The sequence below is a fragment of the Halovenus aranensis genome (assembly GCF_900100385.1).
Lineage (GTDB): Archaea > Halobacteriota > Halobacteria > Halobacteriales > Haloarculaceae > Halovenus > Halovenus aranensis.
Window position 1 is genome coordinate 1 of sequence record NZ_FNFC01000007.1, and the last position, 16,872, is coordinate 16,872.

A 16,872-nucleotide genomic window follows, 5' to 3' on the forward strand; every position below is an offset into this window, starting at 1 on the left:
GGTAGTGTTCAGATAAGCTGATTCCATGCGAAGGCAAACGATCTAAGCCAGTCGTCAGCTGTGTCTGCTTGTGCGTTGCTGAAACAGTTTGAAAAGCTAGTGGTTCGACGTTTTACTTCTCGAAAGACACGTTCGACGCTGTTGCGATTTCCATTGCGTTCGTATCTGAAATCGAGGCCATGTCGTGAACAGGCGTCTTTCAGTGAATGCGAGCCATCGATGAGAAACACCGCATCGTCAACGTTGTGTTTCTCGCGAAGTTCAGCAAAGAATGCATGAGCGATTACCTTGTTTGTTGTCGGTTCAAGCTCTGTATGGAGTAATTCGTTTGTTTCGGGATCGACAGCAGCGTACAGCCAGTATTGCTCGTCATTGAGTTGGATCACAGTCTCGTCAACCGCAACGTGATCCGGGTTTTGCCCATCTTCGGGCTGTAGATCTGCCTTATGAACCCAGTTATGAACAGTCGAACGCGCACGATCGACACCGAATATTTCAAGAACAGAAACAGTATTCGAAAGCGATAGTCCTGCAAGATGCAACTGAATACTGAGCTTCATCAGAAATCGCGGTGTCGCTTCTCGTTCAATAAACTCTAAGTTGATCTGGTCGATACTACCGCTGAGGCTAGCGTTTTCGGGCATGATCACTCAGAAAACGCTACGCCTCACTCTTCAATCCTTATCTGAACACCACCTGCGTCGGCGTCGAAAGGAGACGTTTATACTCACGGCCCAAGACGTGCCGGTATGCTCAGGAATATCGGATTTGTCGGCATTGTCGGTCTCCTCATGCTCGTCGGCGGTGTCGCGCTCGCAGCGTGGGTGAATCTCCTCGTCGGCGGCGCGCTCGCGCTCGTCATCGCCGGCCTCGGTCTCATCGTCTACGGACTCGTCACGAATCTCATGCAGGCGATGGGGATGGGCCAGTTGATGTAAGTCCCGAGCAGGGCTGACTAGTCGGCTCTGTACTCTTTTCGGAACCCACGGAACTCGGTCCTGTGGGCCTCTTCGTCCGAGAGAATCGTCACTGCGAGGTCCTCGGTTACCGGGTCACCAGCCGCGTCCGCCGCATCGATGAGGCTCCGGTAAGTGTCGATAGCGTCCGTTTCGGAGTCGAGCACACCTTCGATAACCGAGAGAACGTCCGTCGAGTCTTCGGGGGGTTGGAGAGAGTCCTGTCGCGAGGAGAACTCCGCAGACCCGGGCGGCCGCTCGTCGAGTTGCTTGAGTCGCTCGCCGAGTTGCCGTGCGTGAGTCAGTTCTTCCTGAATGTCTTGCTGAAGGCTCTCTTTGATTTCCTCGGCTCGGACGCCGTCGAGGACAATTGCGTTCGTCTGGTAGTTCATCACCGTCTCCAGCTCGTCCATGTACGCCGTTTCGAGTAGCTCGATAACACGTTCTGTTGACATGCGACTAGTGGTTGGAGACACAGATAGGAACCAGTTGTGACAATCCGCCACCGGCAAGAATCCCCAGAAGATTATTGTATTGTGAATTCTCCAAACAGCTGATTCGAGTCGACAAGTGACAGCACTCGTGCGTATTGCGAGTCGTTACTGCCGTCACAACAACAGATGAATTCACACAATGTGACACGACCAGACCTGTGGCGTGGTCACGGAACGTGCCGCGATAATCACTATCGGTCAGGCCGGTCGGCCCGATGTTCGCTGATGAGTCTGTCGACCATCTCGGCGCTTTGCTGTCGGCGGCGTTCCGCAGCGCGCCGTTCCCAGTCCGCAATCGCTGCCTCGACCTCGGACTCGCGAGTGACGGCGAGTTCGTCTACCTCCTGAACGGTCACCAGGTCTGCGGGCGCGACCGGTATCTCGTGGTCAAACAGGACCCGGTCGGCCATATCCGAAAGGTCGCCGTTCCGGAGGACGATTTTGGGGTCGAACTCGGCCAGTAGCTCGGCGGTCGAGCGACCCGCACCGCTCGCGTCACGGAGCAGGATGATGTCGTCTTCGGCGAGCCCGAACCGCTCGTGGGCAGTTTCGATGGCGTCGTGGGTGAACTGTTCGATGACTTTCACCGGCGCTAATCCGGCCTTTTTCTCGGCCACGTCGGCGAAGTTCGAGTGGTCGAGTTTCCACAGTGCCTTCAGCCGTTCGAGCTTGCCTTCGAGGGCTTCGACCTCCTCGCGTGCCTCGTCGCGCTCGCGTTCGAGCCGGCGGTTCTCACGTTCGAGTCGAGTGACTTCGCGGCGCTCGCGTGCCTCCCGGCGCTCCTGTTTGCGCGTCTCTGTGAGTTCGTCTTCGAGGTCGGCGATTTCCTCGTCTTTCTGTTCGACGGTCGCTTCGAGGTCGTCGACGTGGCGTTGCAGGCGTTCGACCTGTGTTTCGAGCTGGCGAATCCGGCGCTCTTCGTCGGTTAGCTCGCGCTCGACGTGTTCGTGGTCGTCTTCCTCGTCTGGCTCGTCGTCGGCGAGGTCGGTGAGCACCGCCTCGACGGACTCCTCGTCGGCGACGACTCGGGCCACGACGGTGCCGAGGTCCTGTCGCGGGGGCACCTTGGCAGCGATGCGGTCGAACTGGTCTTTGTGCGCGTCGTAGGCTCCGAGCGCGGCCGCGATAGCGTCGCGCTCGTGGTCGTTGTCGTACCCTGTCTCCCGCGTGCGGTGTTTCTTTACGTCGACAGCCAGGTCGCGGTCGGGGACCCACCCCGCGGCGTCGAAGCTCCGACGGATATCTTCGACTGTCTCGGGCATCGGCGTCACGTCTGCGCCGATCAGTATCGGCCGCCCGCGCTCGATAATCCACTCGATGACCGCCGCCGTGTCCGCCGTTCGCGTACTCAACACGTCGAGTACCTCGCCGTCGAGGCCGACAGTCGCCACCGCGGTCGTCGTTCCGGGGTCGATGCCGACGACGATAGGGTCCCGGCGTTTGGCTAACGGCTGAAACTCGATGCCGTCTCGGCGGACGCGCTCGATTTCGACGCGGGTGTCGCCCGAACGGTTGGCCGACACGGGGATGTCAGCCGGGCGCGCCTCAACTGTAAAGATGGCGTTGGCGAAGCCGCCGTATTTCTCGGTTACGTCGCGCTCGTAGTCCAGACCGGCGTCCTCCAGAGCCGACTCGACCTCACGGGCACGGCGCTTGACCGAGCCGTGGATGCGACGGGTGAACCGGTCTTCGCTCCAGCCGCCGCTGCCGGTCGAGCGCCCGCGGGCAACTTTCACTTCGGTCGTGTCAGTGAATGCGGTCACTTCCTGGCCGACGTTGGCGGCCGCCAGTCGCGCGGCGGCTTCGGCCTCGGCGATGGGCTTTTTCTCGTACGGAACCCCGTGCCGGGAGGCGACTCGGGAGAGCGGTTCTGGCTCGTGGGCGCCCGTCACCTGAACGAGCTGCGTCGCGTCGGGGAGCGAGCCGAGAAAGTGGACCAGTGCGTCCTTGTTCTCGGCGAGTTCGTACATGTTGTCCGTCGCAACCATCGCGGGCTCCTCGCTGTCGATGCGGCGGCGGAGCTTGCGGTAGCTGATGACATCGCGTTCGAGTGCCTCTCCGTCGAACGTGACAACTGCGTACGAGGGTGAATCGCCCCGCACGTCTCCGCTCTGGATGTCGACACCGAAGATAACAGCGTCGAGGGCGGCGGTACGGTCACTCACTGCCCGCTGGTAGGTACGCGCGTCTCATTAACGCTACGCCGCCAGCGAACCCGCAAACGGCGTTCTACTCGCCCCCGGGAAACTCCTGAAACAGCGAGTCGTAGTCGTCGTCGAACCCGGCCGTCGCGGGGTCGGCCTCCTCTTCGAGGTCGTCGAGGCGGTCGACCATCTCCTGGTACTCCTCGCTGTCTTGTAGCTCGGATGGCGTCTTCTCGGCTTCGAGAGTCGCCTTCTTCGAGGCGAGCGCGTAGTACTCTTGGAGGGTCTGGTCGTACTCGTCGCGCTCGCGCATGGTTTCGACGGCTTCGTCGAGGTCGTCGCGCATGACCGGCTTGGTGAGGTAGTCGTCGAACTCCATCGAGACGATATCGAAATCGGGGTCGACGGCAGTCACCATAACAACCCGACAGCCAAGCTCCTGGTCACGAATCCGTTCGAGGACTTCGTCACCGGAATAGTCGGGCATCTGACGGTCGAGAAAGACAATATCGACGTCGTCGTCGACCTTCTCGAGCGCTTCGTCGCCCCCGTAGGCCTTGCGAACCTCGTGGTCCATCTGGAGCCACGTCGTATACAGGTCGGCGATGTCTTGTTCGTCGTCAACGACCAGAATAGTGAGTTCGTCAGTCATTGCTCGTGGAATGTCTTCTGGCTCCCGGCGTCCGGCAAGAGAGCGATGCACTCTGTCGGTAAGGCGACTCCAGGTCGGCCCGCGCGATGCACAGTTCTACTATAATGGACTGGAAGTAAAATAGTATCGGCTTCGCGTCCGTCGACGCTTGCGGTTTAGCTGATAGCAGGCGCTAAGCCCCCTCCCTCAAGGAGTCGTTCGAGAATCAGAGAGTTCTGGTGTGTGAACGAATTGCAGAGCGATTCATCAACGCCTATCGAGACTGCGCTCCCTGCGGGGACTGCGAGTGTTCCTGCAAAGCGCGTCGTGAAAGCAGGAAGCCCCACCCTCAGCGAGCGCGTCAGCGCGAGCAAGGTGGGGTAGTTCACTGTCCTGCAGAGAGCGGACATCTACACAGAGCAGTCACCGGTTCCGGCGGACAGCAGGTACTTGATGCTGCGGTCCTGACGACCCACTATGCCAACCGAGCGGGACCCAACAGCAATTCGGTCGCTCGCAGTCACCGTCGAGGATCTCGTAACGGCGATGGAGCTGAATCAGTCGACCCCACGGCGGGCGGTGCTCCGGGTGACACCGCCGTTCAGCGGCCGGATGCGTGCCCGGCTACACGTCGCTACTGCGGCAGGCGACGACAACGAAACGCTGTACATCGAACCGAGCGCACTCGTCGGGCCGGATGCGCCTGCCTATCCCAACGCCGTCGATACGGAACAGGAGCTCAGAGACGACCCGACGGAGACCTACACCGTCGACCGCCACCACGAGCGTCACGTGGATGCGGTGGCCGACTGGCGGCGCGCTGTCGCCGACGCCATCCGAGAGCGAGCGACGATTCACACGCCTGCCCCCCACGAAGTCGAGGTCGCCCCGCTCGGCGACCTTTCAGAGCACGAACCGCCGGAAAGTAACGAGAATATCGTATAAAACGTCTACGCAATTCTAAACGCGTTATAAAAGATAATATAAATGGTATAAAATCGGGACTGGTAGCGTTAAGCAAGCCGAAACAAACTGAACGCTCGACCGGTTATATGCGGGAATGCGTTGTAGACGTATTCAGGTGACCCCTCCAATGTCAAGCTCCTCGCTGTCCGAGACCGCCGCCCTGCTAGGTGCTCGCCCAGATATCCGCGAGTTCGTCGTTCGGCCGATTCGACGGCTCGCGTTCTGGGCTGCAATCGTCCTCCCCTTCCTCCACCTCTCACTTCTGGTCTCCGGCCTCGAATCGCGGTCGACGACGCTCGCGTTCGTGGCACTGGTGATACTGAACACCGTCGCCGTCTACGTCGGTAGCCCACAGGCACTGGAGTGACGAGGTAATTGGACAGTACTTATTTATAAACAGACGCACTACAGGAGATATGGCCGCATACGGCCGGCCGTCACTTCGAGACTTGTTCGACGAGGCACCGACGCCGCACATTGCCCATCCGCCGGAGACACACCACCTCGAGTTCTACATAGCGACAGACGGGTCGTTCAGAGAGTCGGGTGGTGGTCTCGGGGCTGTCATCCAGACACGGGACGGCCAGCGGGTCGCCCGGCTGTCCCGGCCACAGGACTGCCCCGACAACAACGTGGCGGAGTATCGCGCGCTCCATCTCGGGCTCGACGTGCTCGCTGCACGCTCGCCCGCGGACGCGCGCATCGGGATATTGCTCGACCACGACGACCTCGCCGCGAACGTCAACGCCGCCGTCCTGGCGGGGCCGGGTACACAGTCCCGGCCACACCACGACATCTCGGTCCCGCAACCGACGGGACTGCACTGGCGTGGCATCCGCAATCGGCTCCGCGATTTCGCCGACGTGCGCGCCGCCCGTATCAACAGCGACCGCAACCCCGCACATCCGCTGGCGAACACGCCAGACCGGTACGCACACGTCAACGACGAGCCGGCCCGCTGTGTCCTTCCAAACGTGCCCGACCCCGAGGTACAGATTCCACCGCCGTCGCGTTCGAACCGCGGCGCAAGCGACTGACGGCGCGTGGGCGACACTGGCCGTAGCAGTCAGATTCATACGAGTCGCGCCCCAAACCAGTCTATGCCAAACGCAACGTTCGGTGGCGGATGTTTCTGGTGTACCGAGGCGGCATTCAAACAGCTCGACGGCGTCGAGAGCGTCACCTCGGGATACGCGGGCGGCCACGCCGACGACCCCACGTACAGGGAGGTCTGTAGCGGCGATACAGGCCACGCAGAGGTCATCCAGGTAACGTACGACGACGAGACGCTGGAGTTTGCTGACCTGCTCGAAGTCTTTTTCACAGTCCACGACCCCACACAGCTGAACCGTCAGGGCCCCGACGTGGGCACCCAGTATCGCTCTATCATCCTCAGCCACGACGACGAACAGCATCGCCAGGCCGAAGCCTACATCGAGGCCGTCGACGAGGAGTACGACGACGAGGTCGTGACCGAGCTAACCGAACTGGAGACGTTCTACCGCGCCGAGGAGAAACATCAGGACTACTTCGAGAAGAATCCAAACGACGCGTACTGCCAGATGCACGCGAGCCCCAAAGTCGAGAAGGTCCGCGAGAAGTTCCAGGACAACCTCCAGCAGGCCTGACCGCTGTCACACGAGCCGGTTTCTGAGAGCTGTGGGATAGTCTGTGACAGACCAAGATAGTATTGCCGCTACCGGAGACAGCGAGCAGACGGCTATACTCCTAAAATCTGCCCTTTTATCCCACGTACAACGAATATTCGGCAGTTACTGCTGTCGTCGAGGGCTGCTAACATACCCGTTACGGAGTTGGTTTTTATTCATAGAGCCCAATATGGGCATGATGACGGCACACGAAACAGACGCACTCGTCACGGCAGCGTGGGTAGACGAACACCTCGACCACTTCCAGGCGGACGACCCTGAGTACCGTCTGCTCGAAGTCAACAATCCGACAGTCACCGCAGATTCCGAGTACACACCGTACGAGGACGGCCACATTCCGGGTGCAACCTTCTTCCACTGGGAGGAGGACCTGAGCGACGGGACGACCCGAGACATCCTCGACAAGGAAGCCTTCGAGGAGTTGAACAGCGAAGCAGGTATCACGGAAGACTCGACAGTCGTCCTCTACGGCGGCGGCCGCGTCCCCAACTGGTTCGCGCTGTTTGCCTACTGGGAGTTCAAGTACTACGGCCACGACGACGTCCGCGTACTGGACGGCGGGAAGGGGTACTGGGTCGAGAACGACTACGAACTGTCGACGGAGACACCAGAGTTCACACCGCAGGAGTACACTGCGAGCGGCCCCTACGAGAGCATCCGGGCCTACAAGAGCGACGTCGAGCAGGCAATCGAGGGCGGTGTCCCGCTGGTCGACGTGCGCTCGCCCGAGGAGTTCACGGGCGAGGTTATCGCTCCCGAGGGCCTGCAGGAGACTGCCCAGCGCGGCGGCCACATCCCCGGTGCCCGTAACGTCCCGACGACGACTGTGTTGAACGACGAGGACGGCACGTTCAAGAGCCCCGAAGAGCTGCGCGAACTCTACGAGGCGGTCGGCATCGAGGAAGACCAATCCGTCGTCACGTACTGCCGCGTCGGCGAGCGCTCCTCGATCGAGTGGTACGTCCTCTCCGAGTTGCTCGGCTTCGACGACGTGGAGAACTACGACGGCTCCTGGACGGAGTGGGGGAACACGATTCGCGCGCCAATCGAAACCGGCGAGGCAGAGTAGCTACTTCGGACGCGACGCGACGGCGGACTCGACGGTGAACTGTTCGAGCAACGAGCGCAGGTCGTCGGACTGAGCCGACAGTGACCGGACGCTGCGGCTGACTTCGGAGACAGAGGCGGTCTGTTGCTGGGTCGCAGCGGCCACGTCCTCGGCCTGTGCGGCCGTCTCCTCGCTGATGCTGGCCACGGAATCGACCATTGCGACCACGTCCTGTGCGGTCCGGGACTGTTCGTCGGTCGCGTCGCTTATCTCCTGGATAGTCGTGTTTACCGTGCCGACCTCGTCGACGATGTCCTCGAAGTTGTGCAGCGTCGTCTCGATGGTACCGACGCTGTCAGAGACCTGTGACTCCATGGCCTGAACGTCGGCGACGGTCTCCTCGGACTGTGTCTGCACGGCCTCGATGCGCGCCGATATTTCGCTCGCAGAGGCTTTGGTCTCCTCGGCGAGATTCTTCACCTCGTCGGCGACGACGCCGAACCCTTCACCCGCCTGCCCGGCACGGGCAGCCTCGATGGAGGCGTTCAGCGCGAGCAGGTTGGTCTCCTCGGCGACATCGTCGATAAAGGAGACGATTTCGTCGATTTCCTGAATCTCTTCGACGAGCCGCTCGACGGCAGTCGAGGTTTCGCTGATGCTCGCTTCCAGTTCGTCGAGTTCGGTGATTGCGTCCTCGGCAGCCTCGCGACCGCTTCGGCTCCGTTCGGCGGCCTGCTTGGCGGTCGAGGCAGCGTTGTCGGCCGAGGCGGCAATCTGTTCGACCGTCGCCGAGAGGTTGTTTATCTCCTCGGCGACAGCCTGGAGTTCCTCTGTCTGGGTGCCTGCGCCCTCGGAAATCTCTTGAATCGACTGAGCGACATCCGTGCTGATACCCTCTACCTCGTCCATCGTGTCGGTCACGTCGTCGCTCGCCTCGGAAACGTCAGTCGCGAACGTCTGAACCTGGCTGACCGTTTCACCGATTGTCTGGATGAGCTCGTTGTAGTTGTCGACGAGCTGTTCGTGTTGTTCCTCTTCGAGCTGGAGGGTAGTTTCGTCGATAGTCGCCGTGAGGTCGCCCTCTTGGGCGCGCTCAGCGGCATCGCTAAACGCGGTGACGAGCTGTTGGAGGTGCATCGAGCGCCGCTCCATCTGGTTGCTCATATCCTGGAGGTTCTCGGTGTACTCTCGGAGACTCGTCGTCATACGGGACATCGACTCTCCGAACTCGCCGGGGACATCCTCGTCGAGGACCGGGTCGTCGAACTGCTGGCGCGAGAGCGCGTCGGCCTGCCGTCCTACGGTATCGAGAAACTGCTCCAGGTCGACGAAGGCGTTCTGGAGCGAGCCGATTTCGTCTGGCTGGTTACTTTGTTCGGCCTGCACGTCGATGTTCCCCTGTGCCATCTCCGTCGCAGTCGCTTCGAGGTTGAGAACCGGCGTGATGAAATCACGGCGAACGACGAGCACCGTGTTGACCGCGGCCATCGCCGCGAGGACAAAGAGGACTCCCGCGAGAACGAAAAAGACGGCCCCGGAGACAAAAAACGGCAGCAGAAAGATAGCGACGGTGGCGAGAAACTGCAGCACGATAGCTGTCAGCACCTTCCGTTCTATCGACTCCGTGATACCGAGCAGCTCCATCGTCTTCCAGAGAGTCCGCTCGTAGGTAGTCGTCAGCCGCGAGCCTGTGCGTGTCATATCTAACTGCATGAAAACCAGCCTGATAAAATAGCCGGATGAATACCAGTCGCGAAACAACTCCTCAGGGTAACAGATACTGCTCGCCGTCGACTGCAAGCGCTGCCTCGAAGGCTTCTTCGGCCGGGTAGAAGTGAGCGGCGTGGACGAGGCGGGCCTGTGTCGCGTCGAGTTCCTCGGCGAGCGCGAGTGCACCCTCTCGTGTCATGTGTTTGGTCCCGAACGTCCGGGGGACGCCGTCGCTGTCGTGGTGGTCGCCGCCGAGCGGGTGGTACTCACAGAGGTCGGCCGGCACGAGTGCCTCGGCAAGCAAGAGGTCCGCGCCCGCAAGCTGGCGGCGTGATGCCGCCGGAATATCGTAACAGGTGTCGCCCGTCATCGCGAACCTCGCGCCCGTCTCGGGGTCTTCGACGGTCAGTCCGTAACAGAGAAGCGGCGGGTGGACGACCGGGACGAGCGTCACCTCGAAGCCACAGGTCTCGAAGGACTCGAGCGGCGTCTGGGCCTCGACGCTCACCTGGTCGAGATACGCGTAATCGCTGGCGACGGTTTCGGCGACGCTCTCGCCGGTTTCCGGGTCGGTTTCGTCGGCGGCGAAAACGTCGATATCGTCGACGAGGCGATAACAGTTCCCCAGCCCGTCGAGGTGGTCGAAGTGGACGTGCGTGACGACGGCCGCGTCGGGGAGGGCCACGTCTTCGCGGAGGAACTGGTGGCGAAAGTCGGGACTGAAATCGACGAGCAGCGACTCGTCGGTGCGTTCGTTGTGAATGTGGACCGAAAACCGGGTCCGCTCAACGCCGCCGTCGGCAGTGAACGTCACGTCCCGCCGACGGAGTTGCTCACGGAGTTCGTCGGACGGGTCCCGTGCGAGCTGGCAGGTGTCACAGTCACAGCCAACCGTGGGCGTGCCAGTCGTGTCGCCGGTCCCGAGCAGCGTAACCCGCATTGACTCGAAGCAAGGGCGTCCGGTCAAAAAGGCGTGTGGTTGGGAAGGCACGTAGTGTCGTCAGGCTTTAGCCCCAGCACGTCGAATCGCAGATAATGGCACAAGCACAGGAACAAGACGACCTCGCGGTGGTCATTGGGCTGGAAGTCCACGTCCAGCTCGAGACGGACACCAAGATTTTTTGCGGGTGTTCGACCGACCCCAGCGAGGAACCCAACACCCAGACCTGTCCGGTCTGTCTCGGCCTGCCCGGCGCGTTGCCCGTCCTCAACGAGTCAGCAGTCGAGGCAGCCGTCAAGGTCGGTAAGGCGCTCGACGCCTCAATTCCCGAGGAAACCCGATTCCACCGGAAGAACTACTACTACCCTGACCTCCCCAAGAACTTCCAGATTACGCAGTACGACGACCCCATCTGTCAGGACGGCGAACTCGAGTTCTCTGTCGAGGGGACCCGTCGTGCCGTCGGCATCCGCCGTGCCCACCTCGAAGAAGACCCCGGCAGCCTCAAACACCAGGGCGGTTCCATCGACACCGCCGAGTACACGCTGGTCGACTACAACCGCGCCGGCGTCCCGTTGCTCGAAATCGTCACGAAGCCGGACTTCCGGGGGGCCGAGGAGGTCCGGGCCTTCCTCGCGAAGCTCGAAGAGGTGCTCGAATATCTCGGCGTCTTCGACTCCACGCGAGACGGTAGTCTCCGCATCGACGCGAACCTCTCTGTCGTCGACGACGACGCCGTCGAGCCAGACGGAGCCGTCGCCGAGGAAGCACTCGAATCGGCAAACCGCACGGAGGTCAAGAACATCTCCAGTCACAAGGGCGCAGAGAAGGCCCTCTCCTACGAGGCGACCCGGCAGAAAAACGCCATCCGACGAGGGCGTGCTGTCGAACAGGAGACACGCCACTGGGACGAGTCCCGAGGTATCACAGTCTCGATGCGCTCGAAAGAAGAGGAGAAGGATTACCGCTACTTCGAGGAGGCAGACCTCCCGCCGCTCCGGGTCGCACACTGGAAAGACGAAATCCAGATTCCAGAGCTGCCCGACGCCCGCCGCGAGCGTTTCCAGACCGAGTACGGCCTCAACAGCGAAGCCGCGGACAAGCTCACCACCACGAAACAGGTCGCCGACTTCTACGAAGACGTGGCGGCCGCGTTCGACCCCGACCTCGCGGCGACGTGGGTCGCCGACGAGTTGCTGGGCGAGTTGAACTACCGCGACATGGACGTGACCGAAATCGAGGGCCGTCTGGACGAGGTGAGCCGGCTCATCGAACTGGTCGCGACCGACGAGATTACGGCCAAGAACGCCCGCGAGACCGTCCTGCGCGAGATGCTCGACGACGGAGCCGACCCCGACGCGGTCGTCGAGCGAGAGGGGCTCGGAAAATCGAGCGGCGACGAGATTCAGCAGGCCGTCGAGGCGGCAATCGAGGAGAACCCCGACGCCGTCGAAGACTACCACGACGGTGAGGGCGGCGCTATCAACTTCCTCGTGGGACAGGTCATGCAGAAGACGGGAGGCAGCGCCGACCCCGGCGACGTGAATCAGCTACTTCGGGCTGAACTGGAGTGAGTATCACCACATCGAACGCAGTGAGACGCGGCCTTTTTTCCAAGTTTTTGCCCGAGCCGTGCCCGCAGCGAGCGCGGTGAATGTGCCTGAGAGGGTCTGGTCGAGCTGTTCGACCGTCTGGAAGGCCGCCACGGAGGCGGCCACGTCGAAACTGTCGTCGGCGAGCGAGGCCGTGGTCACGTCGCTCTGGAGAAACTGGACATCGACGCCGTACAGCGCCCGTAGTTTCCGTGCGTGAGCCAACTGCTCCGCAGAGAGGTCGACGCCGACAACGGTCTCAGCCCCCAGCTGGGCGGTCCCGACGGCTCCCTGGCCGCCGCCACAGCCCAGTTCGACGCCCTCGGTTCCTTCGACGGTATCGAGAATATCAGGGTCGCCCGGCGCGTCGGGCGCGAGCGGCGACGGAGTCGACGGGAGGTCTCCGTCGGCCGTCTCGGTGTTTTACAGCGCCTGGAAGTCCTCGCTCCACTCACACCAGAGCTGCCGGTTTGTCTCGCGGGAGTCGGCCATCGTGTTCCGACGCTTGCGGCTATTGGTTATTAATCTGATTTTTCTGTTTTACTGTCTATTCTGGACTGTTCAGAGAACGGACGGAGGAGTCGGCTCGTAAACGTCTGGAGGCCACCGCCAACCATGCGTCCGACGCCGCTCGCCCCGAGCATCTCTTCGTCGAGCGCGTACCGCAACTCGTCGGCCTCGGTCTCGACGCGGTAGATGGTCCCGTCTTCACTGGCGAGGTCGAGTGCTTCGCGGACCCGCGACTCGGTGAGGTCACAGGCAGTCGCCAGCTCGGACACCGTCTTCGGCCCCGACTGGAGTTCGACCGCCACGAGACGGATATGTTGCATGACGAGCATCGCCTCGCCGCTGTCCATCTCCTCGACGCCCTCGGGCTCGGTGGCACGCCGTCCTCGGACGAAGTCGGCCCGGGCATCGAGCACCAGCCAGAGGCCCGTGGCGACGGCAAGAACAGGGAGCACGGCGTCGACTGGCGCGCCGGAGGCGGCGGTCCACAGCCAGACAGTGCTCGCGAGTGTCACCACCACCCCGAATGCGGCCTTACCCCAGCGCTCGTCGACACCTGGAACGTCGACGAGAACGTCGAGTGCTTCGCTGGCGACCATCGCGGTCGCGATACCGAGGACGATTGCGGGGTCGCCGGTGACGGCGACGACCGCGGCAAGTGTAACCGCCCAGAGGAGCGTCGTCCGGAGCGAGAGGCGGTTTCGGACTGCAGCCACGAGTGCGGAAGGCATATCTAAGGGCTGTGTCGCGAACAAAATATAGGTTATTCACTGGAAGATTGACCGCACAGCCGTCAGCCTAGAGCGTCCGGAAGACGCGAATTGTGTCACGGGAGGTAGGTTCACAGAGCAGTTGAGCCAGCCCCAGGTCGGTGAACACGTCCTTCCAGTTGCGGTGATAGAGCGGGAAGTCGTCGTCGACGTAGCTGACATCGTTGTCGCGGCCACGCTCGGGGCTGTTGCCCTCGTTTTCGGCGGTGACGAGGAGGTCGTCGGTTACCCGACACAGCTCTTCGAACACCCAGGTGTCCTCGGGGTGGACGTGCTGGAGCGTCTCGACGGAGTAGACCACGTCGAATGCGTTGTCGTCGAACTCCGGGAGGATGTCCTCGATGGCACCGGTGTGAAAGCTACCCGTGTCTGCGAGTCGCGGGTAGTGTTCGTCCATCACCTGGAAGGATTCGTCGTTGATGTCGATACCCGTGAGGTTATCGAAGCCGTGGTCGCGAAGCTGATTCAGGTGCCGGCCCGAGCCACAGCCGACTTCGAGCACGGCGGCCGAGTCGGCGGCGTAGTGTGAGAGTACGTCGACGAGTGTCTCGCTCACCTCGTTTGGGCCGAGGCGGGCGTAGTACGCCGGCGAAAACTTCCCGGAACGGTCGGCCCAGTCCTGACGAACGTCCTCGGGGTCCATACCGACACTCGTTCCCTGAGCGGCTTATACCCCCCGGAGTCGGCCCCGTGGCTGACCAGTGGCTTTTTGGCTGCTGTCGCGAACGGCCTGGCATGTACCAGACGGCCGGCCGACTGCGGGGCTCCCGGCGGACGTTCCTCCAGACAGTCGCGGGAGGGGTCACGGGCGTCACCCTCGCGGCAACGGCGACGGCAACTGCGGCGGATGCGGCGGTCTACGTCGGCTCGTTCGACAGCAATCTGTACGCGGTCGCGGCCGCGTCTGGCGAGCAACGGTGGGCGTTCACCGGCTCCGAGGCGCCGGTACAATCCTCGCCCACGGTCGTCGATGGCACCGTCTACGTCGGAACGATGGGCGGACAACTGTACGCCGTCGACGCCGAAACTGGCGAACGGACATGGGTGTTCGAAGAGCCCGGCGACGGTGTCGAGTCCTCGCCGACGGTCGTCGACGGCACCGTCTACGTCGGCTGTATGGACAGTCGGCTGTACGCCGTCGACACTGAGACGGGGGGCGCAGAATGGACCTTTGCGGGACCGTCGGGCCAAATCTGGGCGTCCTCGCCGACGGTCGCCGACGAAACCGTCTACGTCGGCTGCATGGACGGGAACCTGTACGCTGTCGATGCCAGTACGGGCGAACAAGAGTGGCGGTTTACCGAACCGACAGGCGGCGTGTCCGCGTCGCCGACAGTCGCCGACGGCACCGTCTACGTCGGCAGCGTCGACAGCACGCTGTACGCTCTCGACGCCGAAACGGGGGAGACGACGTGGGCGTTTGCGACGCCCCGGGGTTCGGTACGGTCCTCGCCGACAGTCGCCGACGGCACCGTCTTCGTCGGGGCCAGCGACGACACACTGTATGCAATCGACGCGGCGACCGGCGAGGAGGAGTGGCGTTTCACGGAGCCGACCGACGCGGTGCGGTCCTCCCCGACAGTCGCCCGCGGCACCGTCTTCGTCGGGTCCGACGACGGGACGCTGTACGCCGTTGATGCCGAGACAGGCGGGCAGACGTGGGCGTTCGCCCAGCCGTCGGGAAGCGTCCAGTCCTCGCCGACGGTCGCAGAGGGCGTCGTCTACGCTGGGTCCGGCGACGAGACGCTGTACGCCGTCGACGCGGCGACCGGCGAGAAACACTGGCAGTTCACCGAGCCGACGAGTTCGGTACGGTCCTCGCCGACCGTCGCCGACGCGGCCGGCGAGAGCACGGGCTCGCGCGTCGCGCGCGGTACGCTCGGACACCACGACGCGTGGCCACCCGAGACCGCGCGGGCGGACAGTTCCGACGAGACGCCAGCCGAACCGACCGAGTCCGAAGCAGAGTCAAAAGCGGCGTCTGACACAGAGTCCTCCGAGGACACCGAGGAAGAAACGCCAGTCGAGCAACCAGACGGCGGCGCAAGCGTCGGCGGCGGCAGTGACGCGGACGCCGACGGTCCGAGCGCTGGGTCGGCTGGTGGCACGAGCAGCAACCGGACGCGCGAGCCAAACGAGCCCGGCCTCGGGCCGAACCTCGACGGACTAGGGCCGGGTTTCGGGGTGCCGACGGCGCTTGCCTCGCTCGTCGGCGTGGGGTATCTGTGGCGGCGGACCGACGACGAGCCGGAGTCGTAGCGTCGGTCACTCGGCGTCTCGGCGTGCCTCGATGGCGTCGAGATAGTCGACGAGGTACGGCGGGACGGCGTCGTGGTCACGAATCGCCGTCGGGGTGAGCCAGTGAACGGCGGCCACCTCCTCTGGTTCTCTGGGGCGGGCCTCGCCACCCGTGTACCGACAGCACGTGACGATATTGATACAGGGCGTTCCGGTGTCGGATTCGAACGTGGCGCTCGTGACGAACTCGACGCCGTCGACCTCGACGCCGACCTCCTCGCGCACCTCGCGCCTGGCCGTCTCCCTGATGGTCTCCTCGCCGCCGGGTGGCTGTTCGACTTTGCCACCGGGAAATGCCAGCGCGCCCGCAGCGTGGCTTTCCGCGGCACCGCGCTCGATGAGGAGGTACTCGCCGTCGCGGACGACCGCGGCGTCGACGTTGACGACGTAGCCGTATTCCTGTAACATACTGGCAGCACTGATTGGAGTATTGATAAGTGAGGTGATTTCGATTATTACGGAATGTCCAGCGAGAGGGGTACCCTCGTGACAGCGGAGATACTCGAAAGCGTCGTCTGGTCATTCTGGCACCCTCACACGAGCGCCGTCAGTTCGATGCCGAGGGCCATCGCCGCCGCTCCGACGGGCGGGATGGTGAGGTTGTCGTCGATGACGTAGGTCCGAATCACCGGCTTGTAGCCGTCGGCGACGGTCGCGCCGACGCCGCCGAGAACGACCGCGAGCAGCGTCTCGGGGTGGAAGGGCGCGGCGAGTGCTGCGCTGGTGAGAAACATGGCAGCGAGCGCCCGCGGTCGCTTGACTCGGCGGAAGTCGTTGCCCGCGACCAGCCCGCTTATCGGGTCACCCACCGTCAGCATGAACACCGCGGGAACGGCAATCGAGGGTTCGAACAGCAAGACGACAGCCGCGCTCGAAAGCATATACAGCGCGTACGCCGCGACGTTGTCGGCCTCGTACTCGCGGATGAGATAGTCGTAGATACGCCAGTCGATGCGGCCGGTGTGACGGAGCGCTTCGAGCGCCAGCGCGACCGCCGCGCCGGTGACAAACAGCGCCTGGGTCTGGGGCCACGTCCCGACGTTGGTAAGATAGACCAACGGGAGCACACTCCCGCTCGCGTGGACCAGTCGACGGGCGAGTTCCCCGGCTTCGAGGACGGTTTTGACCCGGTCGACTGTGCCCATT

21 protein-coding genes are annotated in these 16,872 nt (G+C 62.8%); 10 read left to right on the plus strand and 11 right to left on the minus strand.

Features of this window, described 5'->3' with window-relative positions; genetic code table 11:
• Positions 1-8: 8 nt before the first annotated feature.
• Positions 9-644, minus strand: coding sequence for an IS6 family transposase (locus tag BLR34_RS08100; protein WP_092700659.1), 636 nt, complete (start codon positions 642-644; stop codon positions 9-11).
• A gap of 105 nt (positions 645-749) precedes the next feature.
• Between BLR34_RS08100 and BLR34_RS08105 the strand changes: the two genes are divergently transcribed.
• Positions 750-938 (plus strand): DUF7470 family protein, encoded by a 189-nt coding sequence (locus tag BLR34_RS08105; protein WP_092701832.1) that lies wholly within the window; start codon positions 750-752, stop codon positions 936-938.
• Positions 939-955: 17 nt separating this feature from the next.
• Here BLR34_RS08105 and BLR34_RS08110 read toward each other — a convergent pair whose 3' ends face one another.
• The 3 genes from BLR34_RS08110 to BLR34_RS08120 all read right to left on the minus strand — a co-directional run bounded on the left by BLR34_RS08110 (position 956) and on the right by BLR34_RS08120 (position 4,246).
• Positions 956-1,411 (minus strand): ferritin-like domain-containing protein, encoded by a 456-nt coding sequence (locus BLR34_RS08110; RefSeq protein WP_092701834.1) that lies wholly within the window; start codon positions 1,409-1,411, stop codon positions 956-958.
• 230 nt (positions 1,412-1,641) lie between these two features.
• Positions 1,642-3,615 (minus strand): DUF460 domain-containing protein, encoded by a 1,974-nt coding sequence (locus BLR34_RS08115; RefSeq protein WP_092701836.1) that lies wholly within the window; start codon positions 3,613-3,615, stop codon positions 1,642-1,644.
• 64 nt (positions 3,616-3,679) lie between these two features.
• Positions 3,680-4,246, minus strand: a complete 567-nt coding sequence (locus tag BLR34_RS08120) for a HalX domain-containing protein (RefSeq protein ID WP_092701838.1) — start codon at positions 4,244-4,246, stop codon at positions 3,680-3,682.
• A 222-nt stretch (positions 4,247-4,468) separates the two neighbouring features.
• Between BLR34_RS08120 and BLR34_RS16930 the strand changes: the two genes are divergently transcribed.
• The 6 genes from BLR34_RS16930 (at position 4,469) to BLR34_RS08145 (ending at position 7,930) form a co-directional block, all read left to right on the plus strand.
• Positions 4,469-4,609, plus strand: coding sequence for a hypothetical protein (locus BLR34_RS16930; protein ID WP_176765271.1), 141 nt, complete (start codon positions 4,469-4,471; stop codon positions 4,607-4,609).
• A gap of 93 nt (positions 4,610-4,702) precedes the next feature.
• Positions 4,703-5,170, plus strand: coding sequence for a DUF8009 family protein (locus BLR34_RS08125; protein ID WP_092701839.1), 468 nt, complete (start codon positions 4,703-4,705; stop codon positions 5,168-5,170).
• A 148-nt stretch (positions 5,171-5,318) separates the two neighbouring features.
• The gene (locus BLR34_RS08130; RefSeq protein WP_092701840.1) at positions 5,319-5,558 is read left to right on the plus strand and encodes a DUF8028 family protein; all 240 of its coding nucleotides are present in this window, start codon (positions 5,319-5,321) and stop codon (positions 5,556-5,558) included.
• A gap of 49 nt (positions 5,559-5,607) precedes the next feature.
• Positions 5,608-6,228, plus strand: a complete 621-nt coding sequence (locus BLR34_RS08135) for a ribonuclease HI (RefSeq protein ID WP_092701842.1) — start codon at positions 5,608-5,610, stop codon at positions 6,226-6,228.
• 63 nt (positions 6,229-6,291) lie between these two features.
• The gene (msrA, locus tag BLR34_RS08140) at positions 6,292-6,819 is read left to right on the plus strand and encodes a peptide-methionine (S)-S-oxide reductase MsrA (RefSeq protein ID WP_092701844.1); all 528 of its coding nucleotides are present in this window, start codon (positions 6,292-6,294) and stop codon (positions 6,817-6,819) included.
• A gap of 220 nt (positions 6,820-7,039) precedes the next feature.
• Positions 7,040-7,930, plus strand: a complete 891-nt coding sequence (locus BLR34_RS08145) for a sulfurtransferase (RefSeq protein WP_092701847.1) — start codon at positions 7,040-7,042, stop codon at positions 7,928-7,930.
• Here BLR34_RS08145 and BLR34_RS08150 read toward each other — a convergent pair whose 3' ends face one another.
• Together BLR34_RS08150 and BLR34_RS08155 are read right to left on the minus strand one after the other, a co-directional pair.
• A complete protein-coding gene (locus BLR34_RS08150) occupies positions 7,931-9,610 on the minus strand; it encodes a methyl-accepting chemotaxis protein (protein ID WP_218120870.1) in 1,680 nt (559 codons plus the stop codon).
• Between the two features lie 64 nt (positions 9,611-9,674).
• Entirely contained in the window at positions 9,675-10,559 is an 885-nt protein-coding gene (locus BLR34_RS08155; protein ID WP_092701849.1) for an MBL fold metallo-hydrolase, read from the minus strand.
• A gap of 95 nt (positions 10,560-10,654) precedes the next feature.
• Between BLR34_RS08155 and gatB the strand changes: the two genes are divergently transcribed.
• Positions 10,655-12,133, plus strand: coding sequence for an Asp-tRNA(Asn)/Glu-tRNA(Gln) amidotransferase subunit GatB (gene gatB, locus BLR34_RS08160; protein WP_394327687.1), 1,479 nt, complete (start codon positions 10,655-10,657; stop codon positions 12,131-12,133).
• A 3-nt stretch (positions 12,134-12,136) separates the two neighbouring features.
• Here the strand turns inward: gatB and BLR34_RS08165 are convergent, their stop codons facing one another.
• Positions 12,137-12,463, minus strand: coding sequence for a class I SAM-dependent methyltransferase (locus BLR34_RS08165; RefSeq protein ID WP_368086083.1), 327 nt, complete (start codon positions 12,461-12,463; stop codon positions 12,137-12,139).
• Between BLR34_RS08165 and BLR34_RS17375 the strand changes: the two genes are divergently transcribed.
• Entirely contained in the window at positions 12,368-12,676 is a 309-nt protein-coding gene (locus tag BLR34_RS17375) for a hypothetical protein (protein ID WP_245683197.1), read from the plus strand. The genes BLR34_RS08165 and BLR34_RS17375 overlap by 96 nt on opposite strands.
• Here BLR34_RS17375 and BLR34_RS08170 read toward each other — a convergent pair.
• A complete protein-coding gene (locus tag BLR34_RS08170) occupies positions 12,673-13,389 on the minus strand; it encodes a hypothetical protein (RefSeq protein WP_092701853.1) in 717 nt (238 codons plus the stop codon). The genes BLR34_RS17375 and BLR34_RS08170 overlap by 4 nt on opposite strands.
• A gap of 67 nt (positions 13,390-13,456) precedes the next feature.
• Positions 13,457-14,071, minus strand: a complete 615-nt coding sequence (locus tag BLR34_RS08175) for a class I SAM-dependent methyltransferase (RefSeq protein WP_092701855.1) — start codon at positions 14,069-14,071, stop codon at positions 13,457-13,459.
• 92 nt (positions 14,072-14,163) lie between these two features.
• On the opposite strand from BLR34_RS08175, the gene BLR34_RS08180 reads away from it, so the two are divergent.
• A complete protein-coding gene (locus tag BLR34_RS08180) occupies positions 14,164-15,687 on the plus strand; it encodes a PQQ-binding-like beta-propeller repeat protein (protein ID WP_092701857.1) in 1,524 nt (507 codons plus the stop codon).
• Between the two features lie 6 nt (positions 15,688-15,693).
• Here the strand turns inward: BLR34_RS08180 and BLR34_RS08185 are convergent, their stop codons facing one another.
• Both BLR34_RS08185 and BLR34_RS08190 read right to left on the minus strand, forming a co-directional pair.
• Positions 15,694-16,134: an NUDIX domain-containing protein gene (locus tag BLR34_RS08185; RefSeq protein ID WP_092701859.1), complete on the minus strand. Its 441-nt coding sequence runs from the start codon at positions 16,132-16,134 to the stop codon at positions 15,694-15,696.
• Positions 16,135-16,259: 125 nt separating this feature from the next.
• Positions 16,260-16,871: a diacylglycerol/polyprenol kinase family protein gene (locus BLR34_RS08190; RefSeq protein WP_092701861.1), complete on the minus strand. Its 612-nt coding sequence runs from the start codon at positions 16,869-16,871 to the stop codon at positions 16,260-16,262.
• Between the last annotated feature and the right edge of the window lies 1 nt (position 16,872).